The sequence below is a fragment of the Xanthobacter sp. AM11 genome (genome assembly GCF_047444035.1).
Lineage (GTDB): Bacteria > Pseudomonadota > Alphaproteobacteria > Rhizobiales > Xanthobacteraceae > Xanthobacter.
Genome location: NZ_JBLAOA010000001.1, coordinates 1,796,674 through 1,818,154, shown reverse-complemented (window position 1 = coordinate 1,818,154; position 21,481 = coordinate 1,796,674). Strand labels below are relative to the sequence as shown.

At 69.3% G+C, this 21,481-nt stretch carries 18 protein-coding genes; 6 read left to right on the top strand and 12 right to left on the bottom strand.

The window, feature by feature from the left end; genetic code table 11:
- The first annotated feature begins 27 nt into the window (after positions 1-27).
- Entirely contained in the window at positions 28-822 is a 795-nt protein-coding gene (locus ACI7BZ_RS08435) for a creatininase family protein (RefSeq protein WP_414116716.1), read from the top strand.
- 229 nt (positions 823-1,051) lie between these two features.
- Here the strand turns inward: ACI7BZ_RS08435 and ACI7BZ_RS08430 are convergent, their stop codons facing one another.
- The 9 genes from ACI7BZ_RS08430 to ACI7BZ_RS08390 form a co-directional block, all read right to left on the bottom strand.
- On the bottom strand, positions 1,052-1,723 hold the full coding sequence (locus tag ACI7BZ_RS08430; RefSeq protein ID WP_414116715.1) for an NUDIX domain-containing protein: 672 nt from the start codon (positions 1,721-1,723) through the stop codon (positions 1,052-1,054).
- Positions 1,720-3,363 (bottom strand): ABC transporter ATP-binding protein, encoded by a 1,644-nt coding sequence (locus tag ACI7BZ_RS08425; RefSeq protein ID WP_414116713.1) that lies wholly within the window; start codon positions 3,361-3,363, stop codon positions 1,720-1,722. Before ACI7BZ_RS08425 ends, ACI7BZ_RS08430 begins: the two co-directional genes overlap by 4 nt.
- Positions 3,360-3,809 carry a type II toxin-antitoxin system VapC family toxin gene (locus ACI7BZ_RS08420; protein WP_414116712.1) on the bottom strand — a complete coding sequence of 150 codons (450 nt, stop codon included), beginning with the start codon at positions 3,807-3,809 and terminating at the stop codon, positions 3,360-3,362. The genes ACI7BZ_RS08425 and ACI7BZ_RS08420 overlap by 4 nt, the downstream gene beginning before the upstream one ends.
- A gap of 6 nt (positions 3,810-3,815) precedes the next feature.
- Positions 3,816-4,001, bottom strand: a complete 186-nt coding sequence (locus ACI7BZ_RS08415; RefSeq protein WP_414116711.1) for a hypothetical protein — start codon at positions 3,999-4,001, stop codon at positions 3,816-3,818.
- A 121-nt stretch (positions 4,002-4,122) separates the two neighbouring features.
- On the bottom strand, positions 4,123-5,331 hold the full coding sequence (locus tag ACI7BZ_RS08410) for an ABC transporter permease (protein ID WP_414116710.1): 1,209 nt from the start codon (positions 5,329-5,331) through the stop codon (positions 4,123-4,125).
- Positions 5,332-5,334: 3 nt separating this feature from the next.
- A complete protein-coding gene (locus ACI7BZ_RS08405) occupies positions 5,335-6,447 on the bottom strand; it encodes a microcin C ABC transporter permease YejB (RefSeq protein ID WP_414116709.1) in 1,113 nt (370 codons plus the stop codon).
- 78 nt (positions 6,448-6,525) lie between these two features.
- Positions 6,526-8,439 carry an extracellular solute-binding protein gene (locus ACI7BZ_RS08400; protein WP_414116708.1) on the bottom strand — a complete coding sequence of 638 codons (1,914 nt, stop codon included), beginning with the start codon at positions 8,437-8,439 and terminating at the stop codon, positions 6,526-6,528.
- The gene (locus ACI7BZ_RS08395; RefSeq protein WP_414116707.1) at positions 8,436-10,310 is read right to left on the bottom strand and encodes an extracellular solute-binding protein; all 1,875 of its coding nucleotides are present in this window, start codon (positions 10,308-10,310) and stop codon (positions 8,436-8,438) included. Before ACI7BZ_RS08395 ends, ACI7BZ_RS08400 begins: the two co-directional genes overlap by 4 nt.
- 279 nt (positions 10,311-10,589) lie before the next feature.
- Positions 10,590-11,165: a c-type cytochrome gene (locus ACI7BZ_RS08390; protein ID WP_414116706.1), complete on the bottom strand. Its 576-nt coding sequence runs from the start codon at positions 11,163-11,165 to the stop codon at positions 10,590-10,592.
- A gap of 220 nt (positions 11,166-11,385) precedes the next feature.
- Here ACI7BZ_RS08390 and ACI7BZ_RS08385 point away from each other — a divergent pair, with 220 nt between their 5' ends.
- Entirely contained in the window at positions 11,386-12,156 is a 771-nt protein-coding gene (locus tag ACI7BZ_RS08385; RefSeq protein WP_414116705.1) for a 3-deoxy-manno-octulosonate cytidylyltransferase, read from the top strand.
- Between the two features lie 7 nt (positions 12,157-12,163).
- On the top strand, positions 12,164-13,024 hold the full coding sequence (locus tag ACI7BZ_RS08380) for a prephenate dehydratase (protein WP_414116704.1): 861 nt from the start codon (positions 12,164-12,166) through the stop codon (positions 13,022-13,024).
- 42 nt (positions 13,025-13,066) lie between these two features.
- Here ACI7BZ_RS08380 and ACI7BZ_RS08375 read toward each other — a convergent pair whose 3' ends face one another.
- The 3 genes from ACI7BZ_RS08375 to ACI7BZ_RS08365 all read right to left on the bottom strand — a co-directional run bounded on the left by ACI7BZ_RS08375 (position 13,067) and on the right by ACI7BZ_RS08365 (position 16,393).
- Complete coding sequence (locus ACI7BZ_RS08375) at positions 13,067-14,872, bottom strand: uracil-xanthine permease family protein (protein ID WP_414116703.1); 1,806 nt, start codon at positions 14,870-14,872, stop codon at positions 13,067-13,069.
- The gene (nudC, locus tag ACI7BZ_RS08370) at positions 14,865-15,800 is read right to left on the bottom strand and encodes an NAD(+) diphosphatase (RefSeq protein ID WP_414116702.1); all 936 of its coding nucleotides are present in this window, start codon (positions 15,798-15,800) and stop codon (positions 14,865-14,867) included. Before nudC ends, ACI7BZ_RS08375 begins: the two co-directional genes overlap by 8 nt.
- 155 nt (positions 15,801-15,955) lie before the next feature.
- Positions 15,956-16,393, bottom strand: a complete 438-nt coding sequence (locus tag ACI7BZ_RS08365; RefSeq protein WP_414116701.1) for an HIT family protein — start codon at positions 16,391-16,393, stop codon at positions 15,956-15,958.
- Between the two features lie 344 nt (positions 16,394-16,737).
- On the opposite strand from ACI7BZ_RS08365, the gene ACI7BZ_RS08360 reads away from it, so the two are divergent.
- From ACI7BZ_RS08360 to prfA, 3 genes are all read left to right on the top strand, one after another.
- A complete protein-coding gene (locus ACI7BZ_RS08360) occupies positions 16,738-17,997 on the top strand; it encodes an aspartate kinase (protein ID WP_414116700.1) in 1,260 nt (419 codons plus the stop codon).
- 79 nt (positions 17,998-18,076) lie between these two features.
- Complete coding sequence (gene ptsP, locus ACI7BZ_RS08355; protein ID WP_414116699.1) at positions 18,077-20,341, top strand: phosphoenolpyruvate--protein phosphotransferase; 2,265 nt, start codon at positions 18,077-18,079, stop codon at positions 20,339-20,341.
- Positions 20,342-20,397: 56 nt separating this feature from the next.
- Positions 20,398-21,477: a peptide chain release factor 1 gene (gene prfA, locus ACI7BZ_RS08350; RefSeq protein WP_414116698.1), complete on the top strand. Its 1,080-nt coding sequence runs from the start codon at positions 20,398-20,400 to the stop codon at positions 21,475-21,477.
- Positions 21,478-21,481: the final 4 nt, after the last annotated feature.

The window sequence follows — 21,481 nt, the reverse complement described above, 5'->3', positions numbered from 1 at the left end:
AGGCGCGGGGAAAGGGAGGGGCGAACGGTGTTCCTGAAGTGGGCAGAACTTGCCTCGCCGGCCCTGGCCGCCCTCGACAAGACCCGGCTGGTGGCCGTGCTGCCCGTGGCGGCGGTGGAGCAGCACGGCCCGCATCTGCCGCTGGGAACCGACCTCTTCATCGCCGAAGGCTATGTGGAGCGCATCGCCCCGCTGGTGCCGCGCGACGTGGATGCGGTGTTCCTGCCGGTGCAGGCCGTGGGCAAGTCGGACGAACACATCTCCTTTGCCGGCACCCTCACCTTCTCCCCCGCCACGGCGCTGGCGGCATGGGTGGAGCTGGGCAAGAGCCTGGCGCGGGCCGGGGTGCGCCGGCTGGTGCTCATGAACACCCATGGCGGCAACGTGCCGGTCATCGACCTCGTGGCCCGCACCCTGCGCGTGGAGCACCGGATGCTGGCCGTCACCTGCTCCATGCACCGCTTCGGCTATCCCGTGGGCCTGTTCGGCGACCATGAGCGCGCCCACGGCATCCATGGCGGCGAGATCGAGACCTCGCTCCTGCTGGCCTTCCGCCCGGAACTGGTGGACCTGACCCACGCCGGGGACTTCGTGCCCTACAGCGTGGCCATGGAGACCGAGTTTTCCCGGCTGCGCGCCAACCACCCGGTGGGCTTCGGCTGGCTCGCCGAGGACCTGAGCCCCGACGGCGCCATGGGCGATCCTCGGGGCGCCACCGCGCTGAAGGGCGAGGCGGCGTTCGAGTTCGGCGCCCGCGCTTTCGTGGATCTGCTGAAGGACGTGGCCGCCTTCGACCTCGCCCGGCTCGAACCCCACGCCTGATGCCACCGGCCCCGGCCCTGGACCGGTGCCGAGAGGGTGCGCCGCGGCACCGCGCGGGCTTGGCCGCAGGCTTGGTCAGAGGGGGGCTTTTGGCCGCGGGCTTGGCCGCGGGGTAGGTGCCCACGGGCCGGGATCAAGGGCCTTGAACGGCCTTTGGCATAAGGGCGTCGCCGGCTCCGTCCCATCGAAGGGCAACGGCGCTGCCGGGCGGCCGCGGGCCAGGCGCGCCTTACACCGCCGCGGCTTCGGCCAGCAGCTGCGGCAGGCGGGCGCGGTTCAGCGCCAGCCAATGCAGCGCCATGATGAGATAGCCGTTGACGCAGCGGCCATCGGCAACGGCCGCCAGCGCCGCCTCCAGCGTCACTGCGAAGGGATGCGTGGTCTCGGTCTCATGGCTCGCGCCCGCCCGCTCCGGCAGCGCGCCCGCATCGACGATGCCGAGATAGAGCCAGGCGACTTCGTCGCTGACGCCCGGCGAGGGCATGAAGTGCAGCATGGGCACAAGCTGGCGCGGCGCAACGCCGGCCTCCTCGATGCATTCGCGGATGGCGGCCGCCTCCAGCTGCTCGCCCGGCTCCACCAGGCCGGCCACGATCTCCACCAGGCCACCGCGGTTCTCGGCCAGATGGGAGGTGAGGCGGAACTGGCGGATGAGCACCACGAGGTCACGCAGGGGATCGTAGCCCAGCACGCCCACCACGCCGCCCACGCGCACGATGTCGCGCACCTGCGCATCGCGCGTGCCGTCGCCATGATGGAGCATGAGGCGGTAGCGCTCATAGGGGCGGAAGCCCCGCGCCAGCAATTCCGGGCCCTCCAGATCCACCTGCGCCGGCATATCCCCGGCCATATTCCCGGCCATGTCCTTGGTCATGTCCTTGGTCATGTCCCTGGTCGTCACTGGCGCACCACTCCCTGGCTGGCGGTTTCGAGCGCGAACGCCGCGGCGAACAGGGCGCGGGTGTAGTCTTCCCGCGGATGCTCGAACACCGTGCGCGCCGGGCCCTCCTCCACCATCTTGCCGTCGCGCATGACAAGGATGTGGCTGGCCAGCGCCGACACCACCCGCAGATCGTGCGAGATGAACATGAAGGTGAGGTCGCGCTTGCGCTGGAGCGCCCGCAGCAGGTCCACGATCTGCGCCTGCACGATCATGTCGAGGGCGCTGGTGGGCTCGTCCAGCACCACGAAGGAGGGCTCCAGGGCCATGGCCCGGGCGATGGAGATGCGCTGGCGCTGGCCGCCGGAAAACTCGTGCGGGTAGCGGTGCCGGCTCTGCGGATCGAGCCCCACGTCCGACAGCGCCGCGATCACCCGCGCGTCGCGCTCCTGCGCGCTCAGGCCGCGCTGGTGGACCAGCAGCCCCTCGCCCACGATGTCGGCCACCGACATGCGCGGGGACAGCGCGCCATACGGGTCCTGGAACACGATCTGCATCTGCGAGCGCAGCGGGCGCAGGGCCTTGAAGCCGAGCCCGTCGATGCGCCGGCCGAGGAAGGCCACCGGCCCGCGGCTGGAGATGAGGCGCAGAAGGGCAAGGCCCAGCGTGGTCTTGCCCGAGCCGGATTCGCCCACCACCCCCAGCGTCTCGCCGCGGCGGATGGCGATGCTTACCCCGTCCACCGCCTTCACATGGCCCACGGTCTTGCGGAAGAAGCCGCGCTTGATGGGAAAATGCACCTTCAGGTCGCTCGCCTCCACCACCACCGGCGCGGCGGCGGCCGCGGGGGCGGGATCGGGCTTGGGCTCGGCGTGCAGCAGCGCCTGGGTGTAGGGATGGCGCGGGTGGCGGAAGGTGTCCTCCGCCCCGCCCTGCTCCACGATCTCGCCCTTCTGCATCACGCACACCCGATCGGCGATCTTGCGCACGATGCCCAGGTCGTGGGTGATGAACAGCATGGCCATGCCGAGGCGGGCCTGCAGCTCCTTGAGCAGCTTCAGGATCTGCGCCTGCACGGTCACATCCAGCGCCGTGGTGGGCTCGTCGGCAATCAAAAGGTCCGGCTCGTTGGCGAGCGCCATGGCGATCATCACCCGCTGGCGCTGGCCGCCGGAAAGCTGGTGCGGGAAGGCGGAAAGCCGCTCCTCCGGCTTGGGAATGCCCACCTCGGCGAGCAGCTCCAGCGTGCGCGCCCGGGCCGCCGCCTGCCCCATGCCGCGATGCAGGGTGAGCATCTCCCCCACCTGCCGCTCGATGGTGTGCAGCGGGTTCAGCGAGCTCATGGGCTCCTGGAACACCATGGTGATCTTGTTGCCGCGCACGCCGCGCAGCTCGCGCTCGGGCACGGTCAGCAGGTCGCGCCCCTCGAACAGGATCTGCCCCGAGGGATGGCTCGCCGCCGGATAGGGCAGCAGCTTCAGGATGGAGAGGGCGGTGACCGACTTGCCGGAGCCCGATTCGCCCACCAGCGCCAGCGTCTCGCCCTTGGCCAGGTCGAACGAGACATTCTTCACCGCCAGCGCCTGCCCGGTGCCGCTGGGATCATCAACCCGGCGAAAGGCGACGGAGAGATCTTCGACGGAGAGGAGCGGTTGGGTCATGACATCATCTCGATAAAGGCGTTGATGTCGCTGCTGCTGGGGTCCACCAAACCGAGAGCCGCAGCCCCTTCTAAACGTTTGTCACCCGTCAAGATGAATTCACATCCGGCATGCTCGGCGGTCGCGATGTGGATCGCATCCGGCAACTTGATCTTCGGCTTTCTGTTGCGAATGCGCGCCGAAAGACCCAGAATTTCACGAGAGACGGGCAACGTCTCCAACTGGCTTTCTCTCGTACCCGCGAGGAGGTTATTATAGATGACTATCAGCTTGAAATCCTGCTCGCGCAGCGGTTTGACGAGGAGTTCAGCCAACGACAGTTCGCTGGTAACAACCTTCAGCCCCGTCTTGGCCGCGGCATCGACGACAGCCGAGAAACGGCCTGATGGAATATCCGCGCCTTCCACGGCCTGAATGATCGCATTTGTATCGAAATAAAGCCGCACGATCTGTCAGTCCCATTCGTCGCGCAAAGCCCGAATGCGGGCGACGGCCTCCTCCGACGTCACGTTCCGAGGCCCCACCAAAGCCCTGACTTCTCGGAGCGTCATCGGCTGCGGGTGGCTCAAGATGTCCGCGACCTTGGCGTCGAAGCTCTCCGCATCGAGCTGCGCCTCTTCCTCCACCGTGATGGTCACGGTCTGGCCCACTGCAAGGCCCCCCCCGCAAATCCTCCGGCAGCTTCTCCACCGGGTAGTGCTCGCGCACGATCCTGTTCATCGCCTTCACCCGATCAGTCTACTTTAATCCTACCACACCTCACCCGAACGTCTTGCGCGGGTCGAAGGCGTCGCGCACCGCCTCGCCGACGAAGATGAGCAGGCTCAGCATCACCGCTACGGTGAAGAAGCCGGTGAGGCCGAGCCAGGGCGCCTGGATGTTGTTCTTGCCCTGGGAGAGCAGTTCGCCCAGCGAGGGCGAGCCGGGGGGCAGGCCGAAGCCGAGGAAATCCAGGGCGGTGAGCGTCATCACCGAGGAGGAGAGGACGAAGGGCAGCATGGTCAGCGTCGCCACCATGGCGTTGGGCAGCATGTGCCGCGTCATGATGGTGAGGTTGCCCACCCCCAGCGCCCGCGCCGCCTGCACATATTCGAAATTGCGCGCGCGCAGGAATTCCGCCCGCACCAGCCCCACCAGCGACACCCAGGAGAACAGGAGGAGGATGCCCAGCAGCACCCAGAAGCCGGGCACCAGCACCGAGGAGATGATGAGCAGCAGGTAGAGCGAGGGAATGGCGGTCCAGATCTCGATGAAGCGCTGGAACAGCAGATCCACCCAGCCGCCGAAATAGCCCTGCACCGCGCCGGCCGCCACGCCGACGACGGACGAGACGAGGGTGAGGGCAAGGCCGAACAGCACCGAGATGCGGAAGCCGTAGATGAGGCGGGCCACCACGTCGCGGCCCTGGTCGTCGGTGCCGAGCCAGTTCATTTCCAGCCCGGCGCAGCCGGCAACCCCCTTCTTCTGCGCGGCCGCCTTGCACTGGGCCTCGGTGAGCATCCAGGTGGGGGGCGAGGGGGCGGGGGTGGGCAAATCGAGATTGTGGGTGGAATAGGAGAAGCGGATGGGCGGCCAGATCATCCAGCCCCCCTTCTGCGCGATCAGCGTCTTCAGGAACGGGTCGCGATAGTCCGCATCGGTCTCGAAATCGCCGCCGAAGGCGGTCTCGGGATAGGCGCGCACCACGGGGAAGTAATAGCCGCCGTCATACGAAACGAGGATGGGCTTGTCGTTGGCGATGAACTCGGCGCCGAGGCTGAGCACGAACAGCACCATGAAGACGATGAACGACCAGTAGCCCCGGCCGTTGGCGCGGAAATTCGCCAGCCGCCGCCGGTTGAGGGGCGACAGGGAGAAGCGCCCGCGCGGCTTGGCCGCGCCCGGCGGCTGGAGCGCGCCGTGGGGCAGGTCGCGGGCGGCGGGCACGTCGGTGGGCTCGCCGGGCTGCAGCAGGGGGACCGCATCCATGGCTCAGACCTCCCGCGTCTCGAAGTCGATGCGTGGGTCCACCAGCATGTAGGTGACATCCGAGAGCAGGCCGACCACCAGGCCCGCCAGCGAGAAGATGTAGAGGGTGGCGAACACCACCGGATAGTCGCGGTTGAGCACGCTCTCGAAGCCCAGAAGGCCCAGCCCGTCGAGGGAGAAGATGGTCTCGATCAAAAGCGAGCCGGAGAAGAAGGCGGAGATGAAGGCCCCCGGAAAGCCGGCGATGACGATGAGCATGGCGTTGCGGAACACATGGCCGTAGAGCACCCGGCGTTCCGAAAGGCCCTTCATCCGCGCGGTGGTGACATATTGCTTGCGGATCTCCTCCAGGAACGAATTCTTGGTCAGAAGCGTCATGGTGGCGAATGCCCCGAGCACCATGGAGGTGAGCGGCAGCACCAGGTGCCAGGCATAATCGGCGATGCGCTGCGGCCACGTCATCTGCCAGAAATTCTCGGAGGTGAGCCCGCGCAGCGGGAACAGATCGAGAAACGAGCCGCCGGCGAACAGGATGATGAGCAGGATGGCGAACAGGAAGGACGGGATGGCATAGCCGACGATGATCACCGCCGAGGTCCACACATCGAAGCGCGAGCCGTCGCGCATGGCCTTGGCGATGCCGAGGGGAATGGAGATGAGATAGGTGATGAGCGTCATCCACAGGCCGAGCGAGATGGAGACGGGCATCTTCTCCGCGATCAGGTCGATGACGGTGATGTCGCGGAAATAGGAGCGGCCGAAATCGAAGGTGGCATAATTCGCAATCATCTTGAAGAAGCGCTCGTGGGCCGGCCGGTCGAAGCCGAACTGCTGCTCCAGCTGCTTGATGAAGGCGGGGTCCAGCCCCTGCGCGCCGCGATACTTGGAGGACATTTCCGCCGCCGCGCCCGCCTGCGCCGCCGCCCCCGCGCCGGAGAAGTCGCCGCCCGAGCCGGAAACGCGGGAGGTGGCCGACACGTCCTCGCCGGTGAGCTGGGCGATCACCCGCTCCACCGGCCCCCCGGGAGCGAACTGGATGACCACGAACGACACCAGCATGATGCCGAGAATGGTCGGCACCATCAGCGCAATGCGGCGGAGAATGTAAGCGAGCATCTCGTCTCCCGTTCCGGCACGACGGTGCAGGCAAGCCGGCGGGGCGTCAACCGCCCCGCATGTTCATGAAGCTGGCGGTCAACCACCCCGGGCCGGTTCGCTGCCCGCGCTCCACCAGGTGTCCAGCACCCCCAGTTCGTAGCGCGGCTTGGTGGCCGGGCGATCGAACTGGTTCCAATAGGCGATGCGGTGAACCCCGGAATACCATTGGGGAATCCAGTAGCGCCCGGCGCGCAGCACCCGGTCCAGCGCCCGGCAGGCGATGACCAGGCTGGCGGCATCCGGCGCCGCCAGCGCCGCATTGATGAGGGCATCCACCGCCGGGTCGGCGATGCCCGCCACATTGTAGGACCCGCGGGTGCGCGCCGCCTCGGTGGAGAAATAGGCGCGCAGCTCGTCGCCGGGATAGGGCGCGAAGCTGTAGCGCCGCACCACCAGGTCGAAATCGAAATTCTGCAGCCGCATCTGGAACTGGGCGGGGTCCACGATGCGGAAGGTGGCCTCTATGCCCACTTTCTTCAGGTGGCCGATGAAGCGCGAGGTGTGGCGCTCCATGGAGCCGTCGTCGTCCAGGAACTCCATGGTGAAGGCCTCGCCCCGCGGGTCCACCAGCCGGCCCTGCTGCACCGTGTAGCCGGCATCCTTCAGGAGGTTCAGGGCCTGGCGGCGCAGGTTGCGGTCCTCTCCCGAGCCGTCGGAGACGGGGGGAACATAGGGCTCCTCGAACACCTCTTCCGGCAGCCGGTCGCGGAACGGCTCCAGCAGCTTCAGCTCCGCGGGCGAAGGCCGGCCCTGCGCCATCATCTCCGAATTCTGGAAGAAGGAGACGGTGCGGGTGTAGCTGTCGTACATCAGATTTTTGCGCGTCCAGTCGAAATCGAACAGCAGCCCGATCGCCTCGCGCACCCGGCGATCGAAGAATTTCTGCCTGCGGGTGTTGAAGAACCAGCCCTGCACACCGGAAAAGCTCTCGTCCGGCAGGGTTTCCACCTTCACCCGGCCTTCGCGAACGGCGGGAAAATCATAGGCCGTGGCCCATTCGCGGGCGGTGAACTCCTCCCGGAACAGGTAGGCCCGGCCCTTGAAGCCCTCCAGGCCGGCGATGCGGTCGCGGAAATATTCGTAGCGCACCGTATCGAAATTGAACCGCCCCTTCATCACCGGCAGGTCGCGGCCCCAGTAATCGGCGATGCGGTGATATTCGATGAAGCGGCCCTGCTCGAAGCGCGCCACCTTGTAGGGCCCGGAGCCCAGCGGCACCTCCAGCGAGGACTGGCCGAACGGGTGCTTGGCCAGGAAGGCCTTCGAGAAGATGGGCAGGCCCGCGGCGGTGAGGGGCACGTCGCGCGCCCGGCCGGGGCGAAACCGCATCACCACCCCATGGTCGCCGTCCGCCTCCACCGCAGTCAGGTCGCGCAGGGCCATGCGGATGGTCTCGTAGCCCTCCGCCTTGAACGCCTCGAACGAGGCCGCCACGTCCGCCGCCGTCACCGGCGAGCCATCGTGGAAGCGCGCCTCGGGCCGCAGCCGGAAGCGGTAGGTCAGGCCCTCGTCGGCAATCTCCACGGCGGAGGCGAGCCGGCCATACATGGCGCTCTTCTCGTCGCCGGCGGCGGTCATCAGCGTATCGTAGATCAGCTCGATGCCCTGGGCGCCGTTGCCGCGCTGGTTGTAGGGATTGAGGGTGTCGAAGGTGTTCAGCGACTGGTTGTAGAAGGTGGCGCGGCCCATCTGCGAGAACGGGCCGCCCTTGGGGGCGTCCGGATTCACATAGGTGAAATGCCGGAAGTCCTTCGGATAGGCGAGGTCGCCGAAGAAGGAGATGCCATGGCGCTCCACGGCGGCGGGGGAGACGCCGCCCTCCGCGGCGGCCGCTTCCCCGGCGGCGGGCGGGGCGGCCGCACCCGGCCCCTGGGCGCGGGCGACCGCGGGCAGAAGGGTGAATGCGGAGGCGGCGCCGATACGCAGCACGGTGCGGCGGCTGATGCTCATCGGCCGGCCCCGATCTTCTCCGCCTTCGCCACGTCGAACCACCAGATGTCGGGGAAGGCGAAGGAATAAGCGGGCAGCACCGGCGGATGGGAGAAGCGGTTCCAGCGGGCGGTGCGGGTATAGTTCAGCGTCCAGGCGGGAATGACGTATTCGTTCCACAGCAGCACCCGGTCAAGGGCGTGGGTGGCGGCCACCAGGTCGGCCCGGTCGGTGGCATAGATCACCTTGTCGATGAGCGCGTCCACCGCCGCGTCGCGGATGCCGCCGAGATTGCGCGAGCCCTCCCGGTCCGCCGCCGGGGAGCCCCAGAAATCGCGCTGCTCGTTGCCCGGCGAGAGCGACTGGCCCCAGCCGGAGACGATCATGTCGAAGTCGCGCGCCCGCACCCGGTTCACATATTGCGAGGAATCCACGATGCGCACCGACACTTCGATGCCGAGGCGCTCCAGCGCCGGCTTGTAGAACACCGCCACCCGCTCCATGGCCGGGCTGGAGATGAGGATCTCCACCGTGAAGGGCTCCCCCTTGGCATTCACCAGCTTGCGGCTGCGCACCTCCCAGCCGGCCTCCTTCAGCAGGCGGGCGGCCTCGCGCAGGTTCGCCCGGCGCGCCTCCTCGGTGCCGCTCTGCGGATTGGTGAAGGCGGTGGTGAACACCTGTGGCGGCACCTTGTCCTTCACCTTATCGAGGATCTCCAGCTCGCGCCCCTGGGGCAGGCCGGAGGAAGCAAGCTCGGTGCCGGAGAAATAGGAATCGATGCGCTTGTACTGGCCGAAGAACAAGGTGTGGTTCATGCCCTCGAAATCCAGCGCATAATTGAAGGCCCGGCGCACCCGCGGGTCCTTGAACTTGTCGCGCCGCAGATTGGGCACGAAGGCCTGCATCACGCCGGAGGCGCGGTTCTCGAACATTTCAAGGATCACCCGGCCGTCCACCTTGGCCGGGAAGTCGTAGGCCGTGGCCCAGTTCTTGGCGGAAGATTCCACGCGGAAATCATACTGGTCGGCCTTGAACGCCTCCAGCATCACCGTGTCGTCGCGGAAGTACTCGTAGCGGATCTCGTCGAAATTGTCCTTGCCCACATTCACGTTGAGGTCTTTTGCCCAATAGTCCCTCACCCGCTCGTAGGTGATGGAGCGGCCGGCGATGAACCCCTTGATGCGATAGGCGCCGGAGCCCAGCGGCACCTCCAGGCTGCCCTGGGAGATGTCGCGCGCCTTGCCGTTGGCGTCCGTGCCCGTCCACCAGTGCTTCGGCAGGATGGTGAGCTGGCCGACGATCTGCGGCAACTCGCGGTTGCCCGACTGGTCGAAGGTGAAGGTGACGTCGCGCGGGCCGGTCTGCTCCGCCTTCACCACGTGGCTGTAATAGAATTTCTGGTTGGGGTTGTTCTTGGTCAGGGCCTCGAAGGAGAACACCACGTCGGCCGGGGTGATGGGGGCGCCGTCGTGCCAGCGGGCGTCGACGCGCAGGCGGTAGGTGGCGGAGGAGAAGTCGGCCGGGTAGCTCACCCCCTGCGCGATCAGCCCGTATTCGGTGGACACCTCGTCATAGGCCGGGACCATGAGGGTGTCGTAGAGCAGGTTGACGCCCGCCGCCGGGGTGCCGCGGGGCACCACGAAGTTGAAGGTGTCGAAGGTGCCGTCTTCGGCGAGGCGGACAAGGCCGCCCTTGGGCGCCTGCGGGTTCACATAGTCGAAGGCCTTGAAGCCTTCGGGATATTTCGGCGCCCCCATCAGCGACAGGCCGTGGCGGAACACCGGTTGCCCGCCTGCCCCGGCCTCCGGCACCTGCGCCAGGCTCAAGGCCGGAAGGCCGGCGCAAAGGAGCGCGGCGAACAGCGCAAAGGGGCGGACGAGGGAGAAGGGCATCGGCGGCTCCGGCAGAATCCTGTGGGGATCGGGATAGCCGATTATGGCACCGCCTGCGACGGCAGAAACATGGCGCCGCCTCCGCTCCCGCCTCCGCCGGAGCCGGGCCGGGCCGCCGCCAGTCCCGGGACGGGGCGGCGGGCGCATGAAAATGCCGGCCCGTGCAGGGCCGGCGCGTCTTGTTCCCAGCGTCATCCGGCGGATGACAATGGCGTGAAATCCCGTTCCCAGGCTACGCCGGCAGGCCTCGGGAGCCTGCGACCGCACGCCTGTCCGCGATCAGTTGGCCTTGGCCGGCTCCGGCACAGCAGCAGGCGCCGCGGCGGTGGGCAGGGGCTTGGGATCGTGGGAGAGGGTATTGAGATAGGCGATGAGGTCCGCCCGCTCCGTCTCCTTGCCGATGCCGGCGAACGCCATGGCGGTGCCGGGCAGGTCGGCCTTCGGATTGGTGATGAAGGCGTTCAGCGCCTGCGGGGTCCAGGTGCCGCCCTTGGCCTTCATGGCCGCGGAATAGCCGAAGCCGGAGGCGGACGCCACCGGGCGGCCGACGATGCCATAGAGGTCCGGGCCGACCTTGGCGCCGGCGCCTTCCTGGAAATTGTGGCAGGCGGCGCACTTCTTGGCGACGCTGGCGCCCTTCTCCGGCGAGGCGGCGGCGAACAGCTGCTCGATCGGGATGGCGGCGGCCTTGGCGGGCGCTGCGGCGCCGGCGCCTTCCTGCACCACGATGTCGAAGCCGGGCTTGGCCGCCGCTTCCGGCTTGAACAGAATCTCCGACACGGCAGCAAGGCCGAAGGTGAGAAGCAGAGTAGCTAGAACCGCACCTGCGATCTTGTTCAATTCAAAACTGTCCATCGGCGCTTCGCCCCTCGGAGCCCTTGGTCCACGCCCGCCGCGGCGCAAAAACGAAGGGTGCGGCCGGACGTGCAAGCATGTCGGTAAGTGGCGCGCGAGGAGCCCCGCACACCGGCGGCGACACTAACCACTTTGATCGCGGCGAAGCAACCCGTATAAGGCGCGCCCCAATGCCACTCCCCGCGCCCGTCCGGCGCGCCTTGCGAAGGACGCCCCCATCATGCCCGCCAGCCGTGTGCTCGTGCTGATTCCCGCGCGCATGGCCGCCACCCGCCTGCCGGGCAAGCCCCTGGCCGACGTGGGCGGGCGGCCGATGATCGTGGAGGTGGCGCGGCGCGCGGTCGCAGCCGGCATCGGCCGGGTGGCGGTGGCCACCGACGCCGCCGAGATCGCCGACGCCGTGCGCGCCGCCGGCTGCCACGCGGTGATGACGCGGCCGGACCACCCCTCCGGCTCCGACCGCATCTTCGAGGCGCTGTCGGCGCTCGACGGCAGCGGCGAGGTGGAGGTGGTGGTGAACGTGCAGGGCGACCTGCCCACCATCGCCCCCGCCACCATCCGCCGCGCCCTTGCGCCCCTCGCCGACCCGGCCGTGGACATCGCCACCCTCGCTGCCGAGATCCGCGACGCGCACGAGCGCACCGACCCCAACGTGGTGAAGGTGGTGGGCTCGCCCCACGGCGAGGGGCTGCTGCGCGCGCTCTATTTCACCCGCGCCACCGCCCCCCACGGCGAGGGGCCGCTCTATCATCACATCGGCCTCTACGCCTATCGCCGCGCCGCGCTGGAACGGTTCGTCGCCCTGCCGCCGTCGGTGCTGGAGCGGCGCGAGCGGCTGGAGCAACTGCGCGCCCTGGAAGCGGGGATGCGCATCGACGTGGCGGTGGTGGACACGGTGCCCCTCGGGGTGGATACCCCCGCCCACCTCGAACGGGCGCGGCAGATCCTGGCCCGGGAAGCCGCGCCGGCCCAGCCGCAGGAAACGGAGTGAACACGCCATGATCCGCCGCATCACCTTCCAGGGCGAGCCGGGCGCCAATTCCCACATCGCCTGCCGCGAGGTGTTTCCCGACGACGAGGCGGTGCCCTGCCCCACCTTCGAGGACGCGTTCGCGGCGGTGGAAGGCGGGGCCGCGGCCTTCGCCATGATTCCCATCGAGAATTCCGTGGCGGGCCGGGTGGCGGACATCCACCACCTCATGCCCCATTCCGCCCTCAACATCGTGGGGGAGCATTTCCTGCCCCTCTCCCACCAGCTCATGGCGGTGAAGGGCGCGCGCCTCGCCACCCTGCGCACGGTCCAGAGCCATGTGATGGCGCTGGGCCAGTGCCGCAAGGCCATCCGCGCGCTCAACCTCACCCCGGTGATCGGGGCGGACACGGCCGGCTCCGCCCGGGAGATCGCCGAGGCCGGCGACATCACCCGCGCGGCCATCGCCTCCCGCTTGGCCGCCGAGATCTATGGCCTTGATATCCTTTCGGAAAATATCGAGGACGAGGCGCACAACACCACCCGCTTCATCATCCTCTCCCGCGATGGCGAATGGGCGCCGGCGGGCAACGGCCCGGTCATCACCACCTTCGTGTTCCGGGTGCGCAACGTTCCCGCCGCCCTCTACAAGGCGCTGGGCGGCTTCGCCACCAACGGCGTGAACATGACCAAGCTGGAATCCTACCAGATGGACGGGCACTTCACCGCCACCCAGTTCTATGCCGACGTGGACGGCCACCCGGACGACCGCAACGTGAAGCTGGCGCTGGAGGAACTCGCCTTCTTCTCCCGCGAGATGCGCATTCTCGGGGTCTATCCGGCGCACCCCTACCGCGCCCGCTTTCCCGCCTCCGCCGAAAGCTACTGACCGGGCAGGCCGGCGGGCGGCCCCGCCTGGCGCGCGGCCGCCTCAGTGGTCGAACCGCAGCAGAATGCGGGCGCGGCCGCCGGCGCGGCCGAAGCTGACGTGATCGGAGAGGTGGGTGAGCATGTAGGCGGCGAAGGAGGCCTGCTCCCGGGCGTCGCCCAGAAGGGCCTCGGGCGAGGGCCGCTCCTTCGGCGCCTCCATGACCTCGCCGTCATAGACGACGGAAACGTCCAGATGGGTCTCGTCGAAGCGCGCCCGCAATTCGATGGGGCCTTCGGCGATGCCGCTGTCGGCCACCAGCTCCAGCGCCTGCGCCACGATGGGGATGGCGGCGGCGATCACATCGCGCCGCGCGCCCCAATTGTCGCCCTGCTCCTCCAGGAAGTCGCGCACGAAGGGGAAAGCGTGCGCCCCGTCCGGCACCGCCGCGCTCGCCTCCTGGGCGATGCCGATGCGGAACAACAGGTTGAGGATGATGGCGGTAAGCGCGCCCACGGTGAGGGGCGTCGAGAACAGGGGCTGGAGGGCCAAGGGCATCTGCCGGGTCAGCGGCAGCAACGCCACCGACAGCCCGGCCAGAACCGACAGCCCCACCACGAACACCCGCCGCTCGCTGAGGCGGCGGGAGGTCACCAGGTCCATGCCCGCCACCACCAGATAAGCGGAGGTGTAGAGCAGGATGCCACCGATCACCGGAGATGGTATCAGGGTCAGTGCCACGATGGCCTTCGGCACGAAGGCGATGGCGAATATCATGACACCGGCCGTCACGCCGATCACCCGCGCGGTGGACTGGGTGGCGAAGGCGAGCCCCACCGAGGAGGAGGACAGGCCCGACTGGAAGCCCGAGGTCAGGCCGTTGAGAATGTTGCCGATGCCGCAGGTGGTCACGGCGCGCTGCGCCGCCGGCATGTGGGCGCGGCGCCAGTCGGCATCGTTCATCTTCTCCAGCGAGACGGTGACGGACAGGACATCCACCAGGTTCATCACCACCAGCAGCGCCATGAGCGGGAACAGCGCCGGGGCGAACTGGAAGGACGGCAGGGTCAGGGTCGGCCAGGCCAGGATGGGCGCCGCGGCGACGGCCTCCTGGGCGCCAGGCTGCCCTGCGCCGAGCACGAGGGCCACGATCCAGCCGACGCTCGCCCCGGCGAACACCGCGAACAGCTTCAGCCGGCGCGGCGCGAACACGGTGATGGCAACGATGATGCCCACCGTGGCAAGGCTCGCCAGCGTCGCATTCTCCTCCACCATCGCCCCGTGGTCGAGGCCCAGCGCCCGCCGCAGCGCCGGGCTGGCGAGGGACACGCCGAGCATGCTCACCGCGACACCGCACACCTCCGGCGGCAGCAGCGCGCGCAGCGGCCGCACCAGCCGGGCGATGAACAGCTGGCTGATGCCCACCAAAAGCGTGGTCATGGCCATGAGGCCGAGCCCGCCGAGGCTGAGCGCCTGCACCGCCAGCGGAATGGCGCCCGGCGCCGGGATGTGGACCGCCAGATAGCCCGAACCGATGCGCGTGCGCAGGCACTGGATGATGGTGGCGATGCCGATGCTCATGGCGCAGGCGGAGAGCATGGCGGAGGTCTGGTCCGCCGGCAGCCGCGCCTCGGTGGCCGCCAGCACCGGATAGATCAGGAAGGTGACCGCCAGCATGGCGTGCTGGGCCGCCAGGGGAATCAAAGCCGACGCCGGGACCCGGTCGTCGAGGCCGTAGACCAGCGACGGCGGCCGGCGCTCCACCCGCAGGCTGCGCCCGGGATCGGGGAAGAAGCGGTCCAGCAGGCGCCGCAGGCCGCGGAGCCGGGATGACGGCCGCACGGCGGCGGGGGGCGTCGCCTCAGGCATGCGCGCCCTCGACGAAGGCGCGGATGAGGTGGTGGGCGATGGCGACCGGCGGCGGCACGAACAGCCCGTCCGGGTGGGTCCGGGCCAGCATCAGCGCCGCCTCGTCCCGGCTGAACCAGCGGGCGGCCTCAAGCTCGCTCGGGTCGATCACGATATCCTCGCTTTCGGCCTGGGCCAGGCAGCCGATCATCAGCGACATGGGGAAGGGCCAGGGCTGGCTCGCCCGGTAGGCGACGCGGCCGGTGCGGATTCCCGCCTCTTCCAGCGTCTCGCGGCGGACCGCCTCCTCCACCGTCTCGCCGGGCTCCACGAAGCCGGCGAGGCAGGACCACATGCCCGGCGCGAAATGCGGCTGGCGCCCCATCAGGCACCGCTCACCCGCCGCCGTCAGCATGATCACCACCGGATCGGTGCGCGGGAAATGCTGCGCGCCGCAGGAGGGGCAATCGCGGCGCCAGCCGGCCTCCACGATGCGCGAGGGGCTGCCGCAATTGGCGCAGAAGCCGTGCCGGCCGTGCCAGGCGAACAGGGCCTTGCCGCAGGCGAGCGGCCCGAGATGGCCGGCCGCCACAAGGCCGCCGACGGCGATGGAGCGCAGGTCCGTGACGATGAGCCCCGCCCCTTCCAGGGCCTCGCGCCGGCCGGGATCGAACGCCAGCGCGAAGCGCGGCGCGCCGTTCTCCAGCCCGAGGAAGAGCGGCTCGCGCACGCTCCAGGCAGTGGCGTCAGCACGGGCGAACAGGGGATCGAGCAACGGGCCTGCCCCGGTCAGGGCCACCAGTTCGCCACCGACGAGGTAGAAGCGGGCCGCGGCATCCTCCAGGAGGTCCGGCGCGTGTGCGCGCTGGTGGGCGGCCCGGTCGAGGGGGCTGGCGACATAGCCGAGGTCCGGCCACGCGCCGAGGTCGGGGCGGGTGAGGAGGGGCATGGGGAGAGCGGAGGTCCTCGAAAGCGGCAGGTGGCGTGACGACCGCGGCGGTGACGATCGTCACGCGGGCTCGCTGGCGACGGTGGCATGGGGCCGGCGGGGTGGCAAGGCGTCGCGGGCCGCCGGCACGGCCACCCGCGATTCTGCCCGGCGCGTCAGCCGAGCCCCAGGCGATGCCGCAGCGCGGCGATCCGCGCCGCCTGCTCGGCCGGGTCCAGCGGCGCGCGCACCCCGGCGCCGAACACCGGCCCGGGCCAGGCGGCGTCGCCGGGATTGCGCCCGACCACGTGCACATGCAGCTGCGGCACCATATTGCCCAGCGCCGCCACATTCAGCTTGGCGCAGCCGCCGGCCGCCTTGACCGCCTGCGAGACGGCCGCGATCTCCTCCATCAGCACCGCCCTTTCCGCTGCCGGCAGGTCGATGATCTCCACCAGGCCCGGCCGGCGTGGCACCAGCACCACCCATAAGAATCGCGCATCGTCCACGAGGCGCAGGTGGCTCAGGGCCAGATCGCCCAGCGCCGGGCCGTCCGCCTCAAGGCGGGGGTCGAGGCGGAAGGGAGCGGCGGGGGATGGGGCGTGCGATGTCATGGCGGCCTCGCTGTGGTGCGCCTTCTTCGCGGATGGCGGGGGCGGCCGGCAAGCCCCTGCCGGGCCGGCCCTCGCGGCCGCGGCCTGAATGCGGACGGTTGCTCCGGGCTCCCGTTGCGGCTATGCAGGCGCCCCAACACCCGCGCCACCCACCAAGAACCTGCGCGGAAGGACTTTCGGGATGTTTCGCTCCGCCACCTCCACCCGCCCCGTTCCGCGCGCCACGGCGCGCCCCGGAGAGATGCGCCGGCGAAAATGACGCTGCCCGAAGGCGGCCCCGCGTGTGCGGCAGGCCCCTCCCCCGCGTCTCCCCATCCCTTTCCAGGCGAAGAAAGGCACGAGCGATGGCTCGGCTGGTGATGAAGTTCGGCGGCACCTCGGTCGCCAATATCGAACGTATCCGCAATGTGGCGCGCCATGTGAAGCGCGAAGTGGCAGCCGGCTACCAGGTAGCGGTGGTAGTCTCGGCCATGGCCGGCAAGACCAACGAGCTGGTGGCGTGGTGCAAGGATGCCTCGCCCCTCTACGATGCGCGCGAATATGACGCGGTGGTGGCCTCCGGCGAACAGGTCACCTCCGGCCTCCTGGCCATCACCCTCCAGCAGATGGGCCTCAATGCCCGCTCCTGGCAGGGCTGGCAGGTCCCCATCTCCACCGACGACGCCCACGGCTCCGCCCGCATCCTCGACATCGACGGCGGCGCGCTGGGCGATGCCATCGACGGCGGCGAGGTGGCGGTGATCGCCGGCTTCCAGGGCATCCACCTGCCCACCGGCCGCCTCACCACCCTGGGCCGCGGCGGCTCCGACACCAGCGCGGTGGCGGTGGCGGCGGCGCTGAAGGCGGAGCGGTGCGACATCTACACCGACGTGGATGGCGTCTACACCACCGACCCGCGGGTGGTGCAAAAGGCCCGCCGGCTGGACCGCATCGCCTTCGAGGAGATGCTGGAGATGGCCTCGCTGGGCGCCAAGGTGCTGCAGGTGCGCTCGGTGGAACTCGCCATGGTGCATAATGTGCGCACCTTCGTGCGCTCCAGCCTCACCGATCCCGACGCGCCGGAGATGGCGCAGGTGGAGAAGGCCGGTACGCTCATCTGCGACGAGGAGGAGATCGTGGCAAACCAGATGGAATCGCAGGTGGTCACCGGCATCGCCTTCTCCAAGGACGAGGCCCAGGTGTCCATCCGCCGGGTGGCCGACAAGCCCGGCATCGCCGCCGCCGTTTTCGGTCCGCTCTCCGATGCCCACATCAATGTGGACATGATCGTGCAGAACGTGTCCGCCGACGGCTTCACCGACATCACCTTCACCGTGCCCACGGCCGATTTCGAGCGCGCCAAGGCGGTGATCGAGAAGGCCCGCGACACCATCGCCTTCCAGACGCTGGAAGGGGCCGCCGACGTCACCAAGGTGTCGGTGATCGGCATCGGCATGCGCTCCCATGCCGGCGTCGCGGCCAAGGCGTTCGAGGCGCTGGCGGGCAAGGGCATCAACATCCGGGCCATCACCACGTCCGAGATCAAGATCTCCTTCCTGATCGATGCGGCATATACCGAACTTGCGGTTCGGACTCTCCATTCGCTATACGGGCTGGACAGCTGAGGGCGGACCGCGGGGGCGCGCCGTTCACCGATTGCCCCGCGGGTTCCCGAACCCGCTTATTTCTTTGAGGATGCGGCCGATGCGTGGCGCGCTCGGCGGTCCGCGCGTGCTGCTCCGCCGCCTCCGCGAGGTGATGGCGGAGCCGGTCAGCGCGCAGGACCGTCTCGACAAGATCGTGGTCCTGATCGCCGCCAACATGGTGGCGGAAGTCTGCTCGGTCTACGTGCTGCGCGTCGATCAGACCCTTGAGCTCTACGCCACGGAAGGCCTGAACCGGGTTGCGGTTCACCTCACCGTCATGAGCGTGGACGAGGGCCTCGTCGGCCATGTGGCGCGCGAGGCCGAATCCCTCGCCCTGTCCGACGCCCACGCGCACCCGGAATTCTCCTACCGGCCGGAAACCGGCGAGGAGGTCTACAACTCCTTCCTCGGCGTGCCGATCCTGCGCGGCGGCAACACGCTCGGCGTGCTGGTGGTGCAGAACCGCGCCCGCCGCACCTATACGGAAGAGGAGATCGAGGCGCTCCAGACCACCGCCATGGTTCTGGCGGAGATGATCGCCTCCGGCGAGCTGACCGCCCTGGCCAAGCCCGGCGCGGAACCCGCGGTGCGCCGGCCGCTGCACCTGAAGGGCGTGGCGCTGGCGGACGGGCTGGGCCTTGGCCACGTGGTACTGCACGAGCCGCGCATCCAGGTGGTCAACGTCATCGCCGATGACGTGGTGAAGGAAACCGCCCGCCTCGACGCCGCCATCGGCAAGCTGCGCCACGCCATCGACCTGATGCTGGAGGACGACGGCCTCTCCAAGGCCGGCGAGCACCGCGACATCCTCGAAGCCTACCGCATGTTCGCCCACGACCGGGGCTGGATGCACAAGATGCGGGAGGCGGTGCTCTCCGGTCTCACCGCCGAGGGCGCGGTGGAGCGGGTGCAGTCGGACACCCGCGCCCGCATGATGCGCGCCTCCGACCCCTATCTGCGCGAGCGCCTGCACGACCTCGACGACCTCGCCAACCGCCTGCTGCGCGAGCTGACCGGCCGCCGCGGCGCCGAGCGGGAAGCGCTGCCGGACAACGCCATCCTCGTCGCCCGCAACATGAGCCCGGCCGCCCTCCTGGACTATGACCGCACCCGCATTCGCGGGCTGGTGCTGGAGGAAGGGGGCACCACCAGCCATGTCACCATCGTGGCGCGGGCGCTCGGCATCGCCGCCGTGGGCCAGGTGGAGAATGCCGCCGGCCTCGCCGACCAGGGCGACCCGGTGATCGTGGACGGCCAGGCCGGCGAGGTGCACCTGCGCCCGCCCGGCGACGTGGAGGAGGCCTATGCGGAGAAGGTGCGCTACCGCGCCCGCCGCCAGGCCCAGTATGCCGCCTTGCGCACCCGCCCGTCGGTCACCAAGGACGGGGTGCATGTGGACCTCAACCTCAATGCCGGCCTGCTGGTGGACCTGCCGCACATCGCCGAGACGGGGGCGGCGGGCATCGGCCTGTTCCGCACCGAGCTGCAGTTCATGATCGCCTCGGCCTTCCCGCGCATCTCCGAGCAGCTGAAGCTCTACCGCGCGGTGCTGGATGCGGCGGGCGACCGGCCGGTGACCTTCCGCACCCTCGACATCGGCGGCGACAAGGTGCTGCCCTACATGCGCACGGTGGAAGAGGAGAACCCGGCGCTGGGCTGGCGCGCCATCCGCCTCGGCCTCGACCGCCCCGGCCTGCTGCGCAGCCAGGTGCGCGCCCTGCTGCGCGCCGGTGCCGGCCGCGAGCTGCGGCTGATGTTCCCCATGGTCGCCGCGGTGGAGGAGTTCGACCAGGCCAAGGCCATCGTCGAGCGCGAGCTCACCCATCTGCGCAAGCATGGCCATGGCCTGCCGGAAAAGGTCCATGTGGGCGCCATGGTGGAGGTGCCCTCCCTCCTGTTCCAGCTGGACGAGATTCTCTCCCGCGCCGACTTCCTCTCCGTCGGCTCCAACGATCTGGTGCAGTTCCTCTATGCGGCCGACCGCTCCAACATGCGCGTCGCCGACCGCTTCGATCCGCTCTCCACCGCCGCGCTGCGGGCCTTCCGCATGGTGGCGGAAGCCGGCATCCGTCACGGCAAGCCGGTGACCCTGTGCGGCGAGCTGGCCTCGCGCCCGCTGGAGGCGGTGGCGCTGGCGGCCCTCGGATACCGCTCTCTTTCGGTCTCCCCCGCCGCCATCGGGCCGCTGAAGGCCACGCTCCTGGAGCTGGACGTCGCCGCCGCGCGCAAGGTGCTGCTGCCGCTGCTGGAAGACCGCACCGGCACCGCCAATCCGCGGGCCGCGCTGTTCGCCTTCGCCCGCACCTGCGGCCTGCCGCTCTAACCTGCGGACCAGAGCCGGAAGCGGCCGCCCCTCTTGCTGAAGACGCCCTGAGCCTCATGACCTCCCTGCCCATCGCCAAGCTCGACCAGCTGGTCGCGCGCCACGCCGAGATCGAGGCGGCCCTTGCCCGCGGGGTGGAGGGTGATGAATTCGTGCGGCTGGGCCGCGAATTCTCCGATCTGGGGCCGCTGGTGGAGCAGGTGCAGGCCCTGAAGGGCGCCGAGCGCGACCTTGACGGCGCCCGCGAGCTGCTGGCCGATTCCGCCTCCGACCCGGAAATGCGGGCGCTGGCGGAGGCCGAGGTGGAGCGGCTCGAAGGCCGCATCGCGGCGCTGGCCGTGGCGGTGCGCCTCGCGCTGCTGCCCAAGGATGCCATGGACGAGCGCGGCATCATCCTGGAAGTTCGCGCTGGAACCGGCGGCGACGAGGCGGCCCTGTTCGCGGGCGACCTCTACCGCATGTACACCCGCTATGCCGCGGAAAAGGGCTGGACCGTGGAAGTGCTCTCGGAAAGCGAGGGCACCATGGGCGGCTACAAGGAAATCGTCGCCGCCGTGCACGGGCGCGGCGCCTATGCGCGGCTGAAGTTCGAAAGCGGCGTGCACCGGGTGCAGCGGGTGCCGGCCACGGAAACCAGCGGGCGCATCCATACCTCCGCCGCCACCGTCGCTGTCCTGCCCGAGGCGGAGGAGGTGGACGTGGACATCAACGAATCCGACCTGCGCATCGACGTGTACCGCGCCCAGGGCGCCGGCGGCCAGCACGTGAACAAGACCGAAAGCGCGGTGCGCATCACCCATCTGCCCACCAATACGGTGGTGGCGGTGCAGGACGAGCGCTCCCAGCACCGCAACAAGGCGCGGGCCATGGCCCTGCTGCGTTCGCGCCTGCTGGACGAGGAGCGCCTGAAGAAGGAGGCGGGCCGCGCCGCCGAACGCAAGGGCCAGGTGGGCTCGGGCGATCGCTCCGAACGCATCCGCACCTACAATTTCCCTCAGGGGCGCGTCACCGACCATCGCATCAACCTCACCCTCTACAAGCTGGACGAGGTGATGGCCGGCACGGCGCTGGACGACATCATCGACCCGCTGCTGACCGAGCACCAGGCCGCCCTGCTCGCCGCCGAGGAGGGGTGAGGCC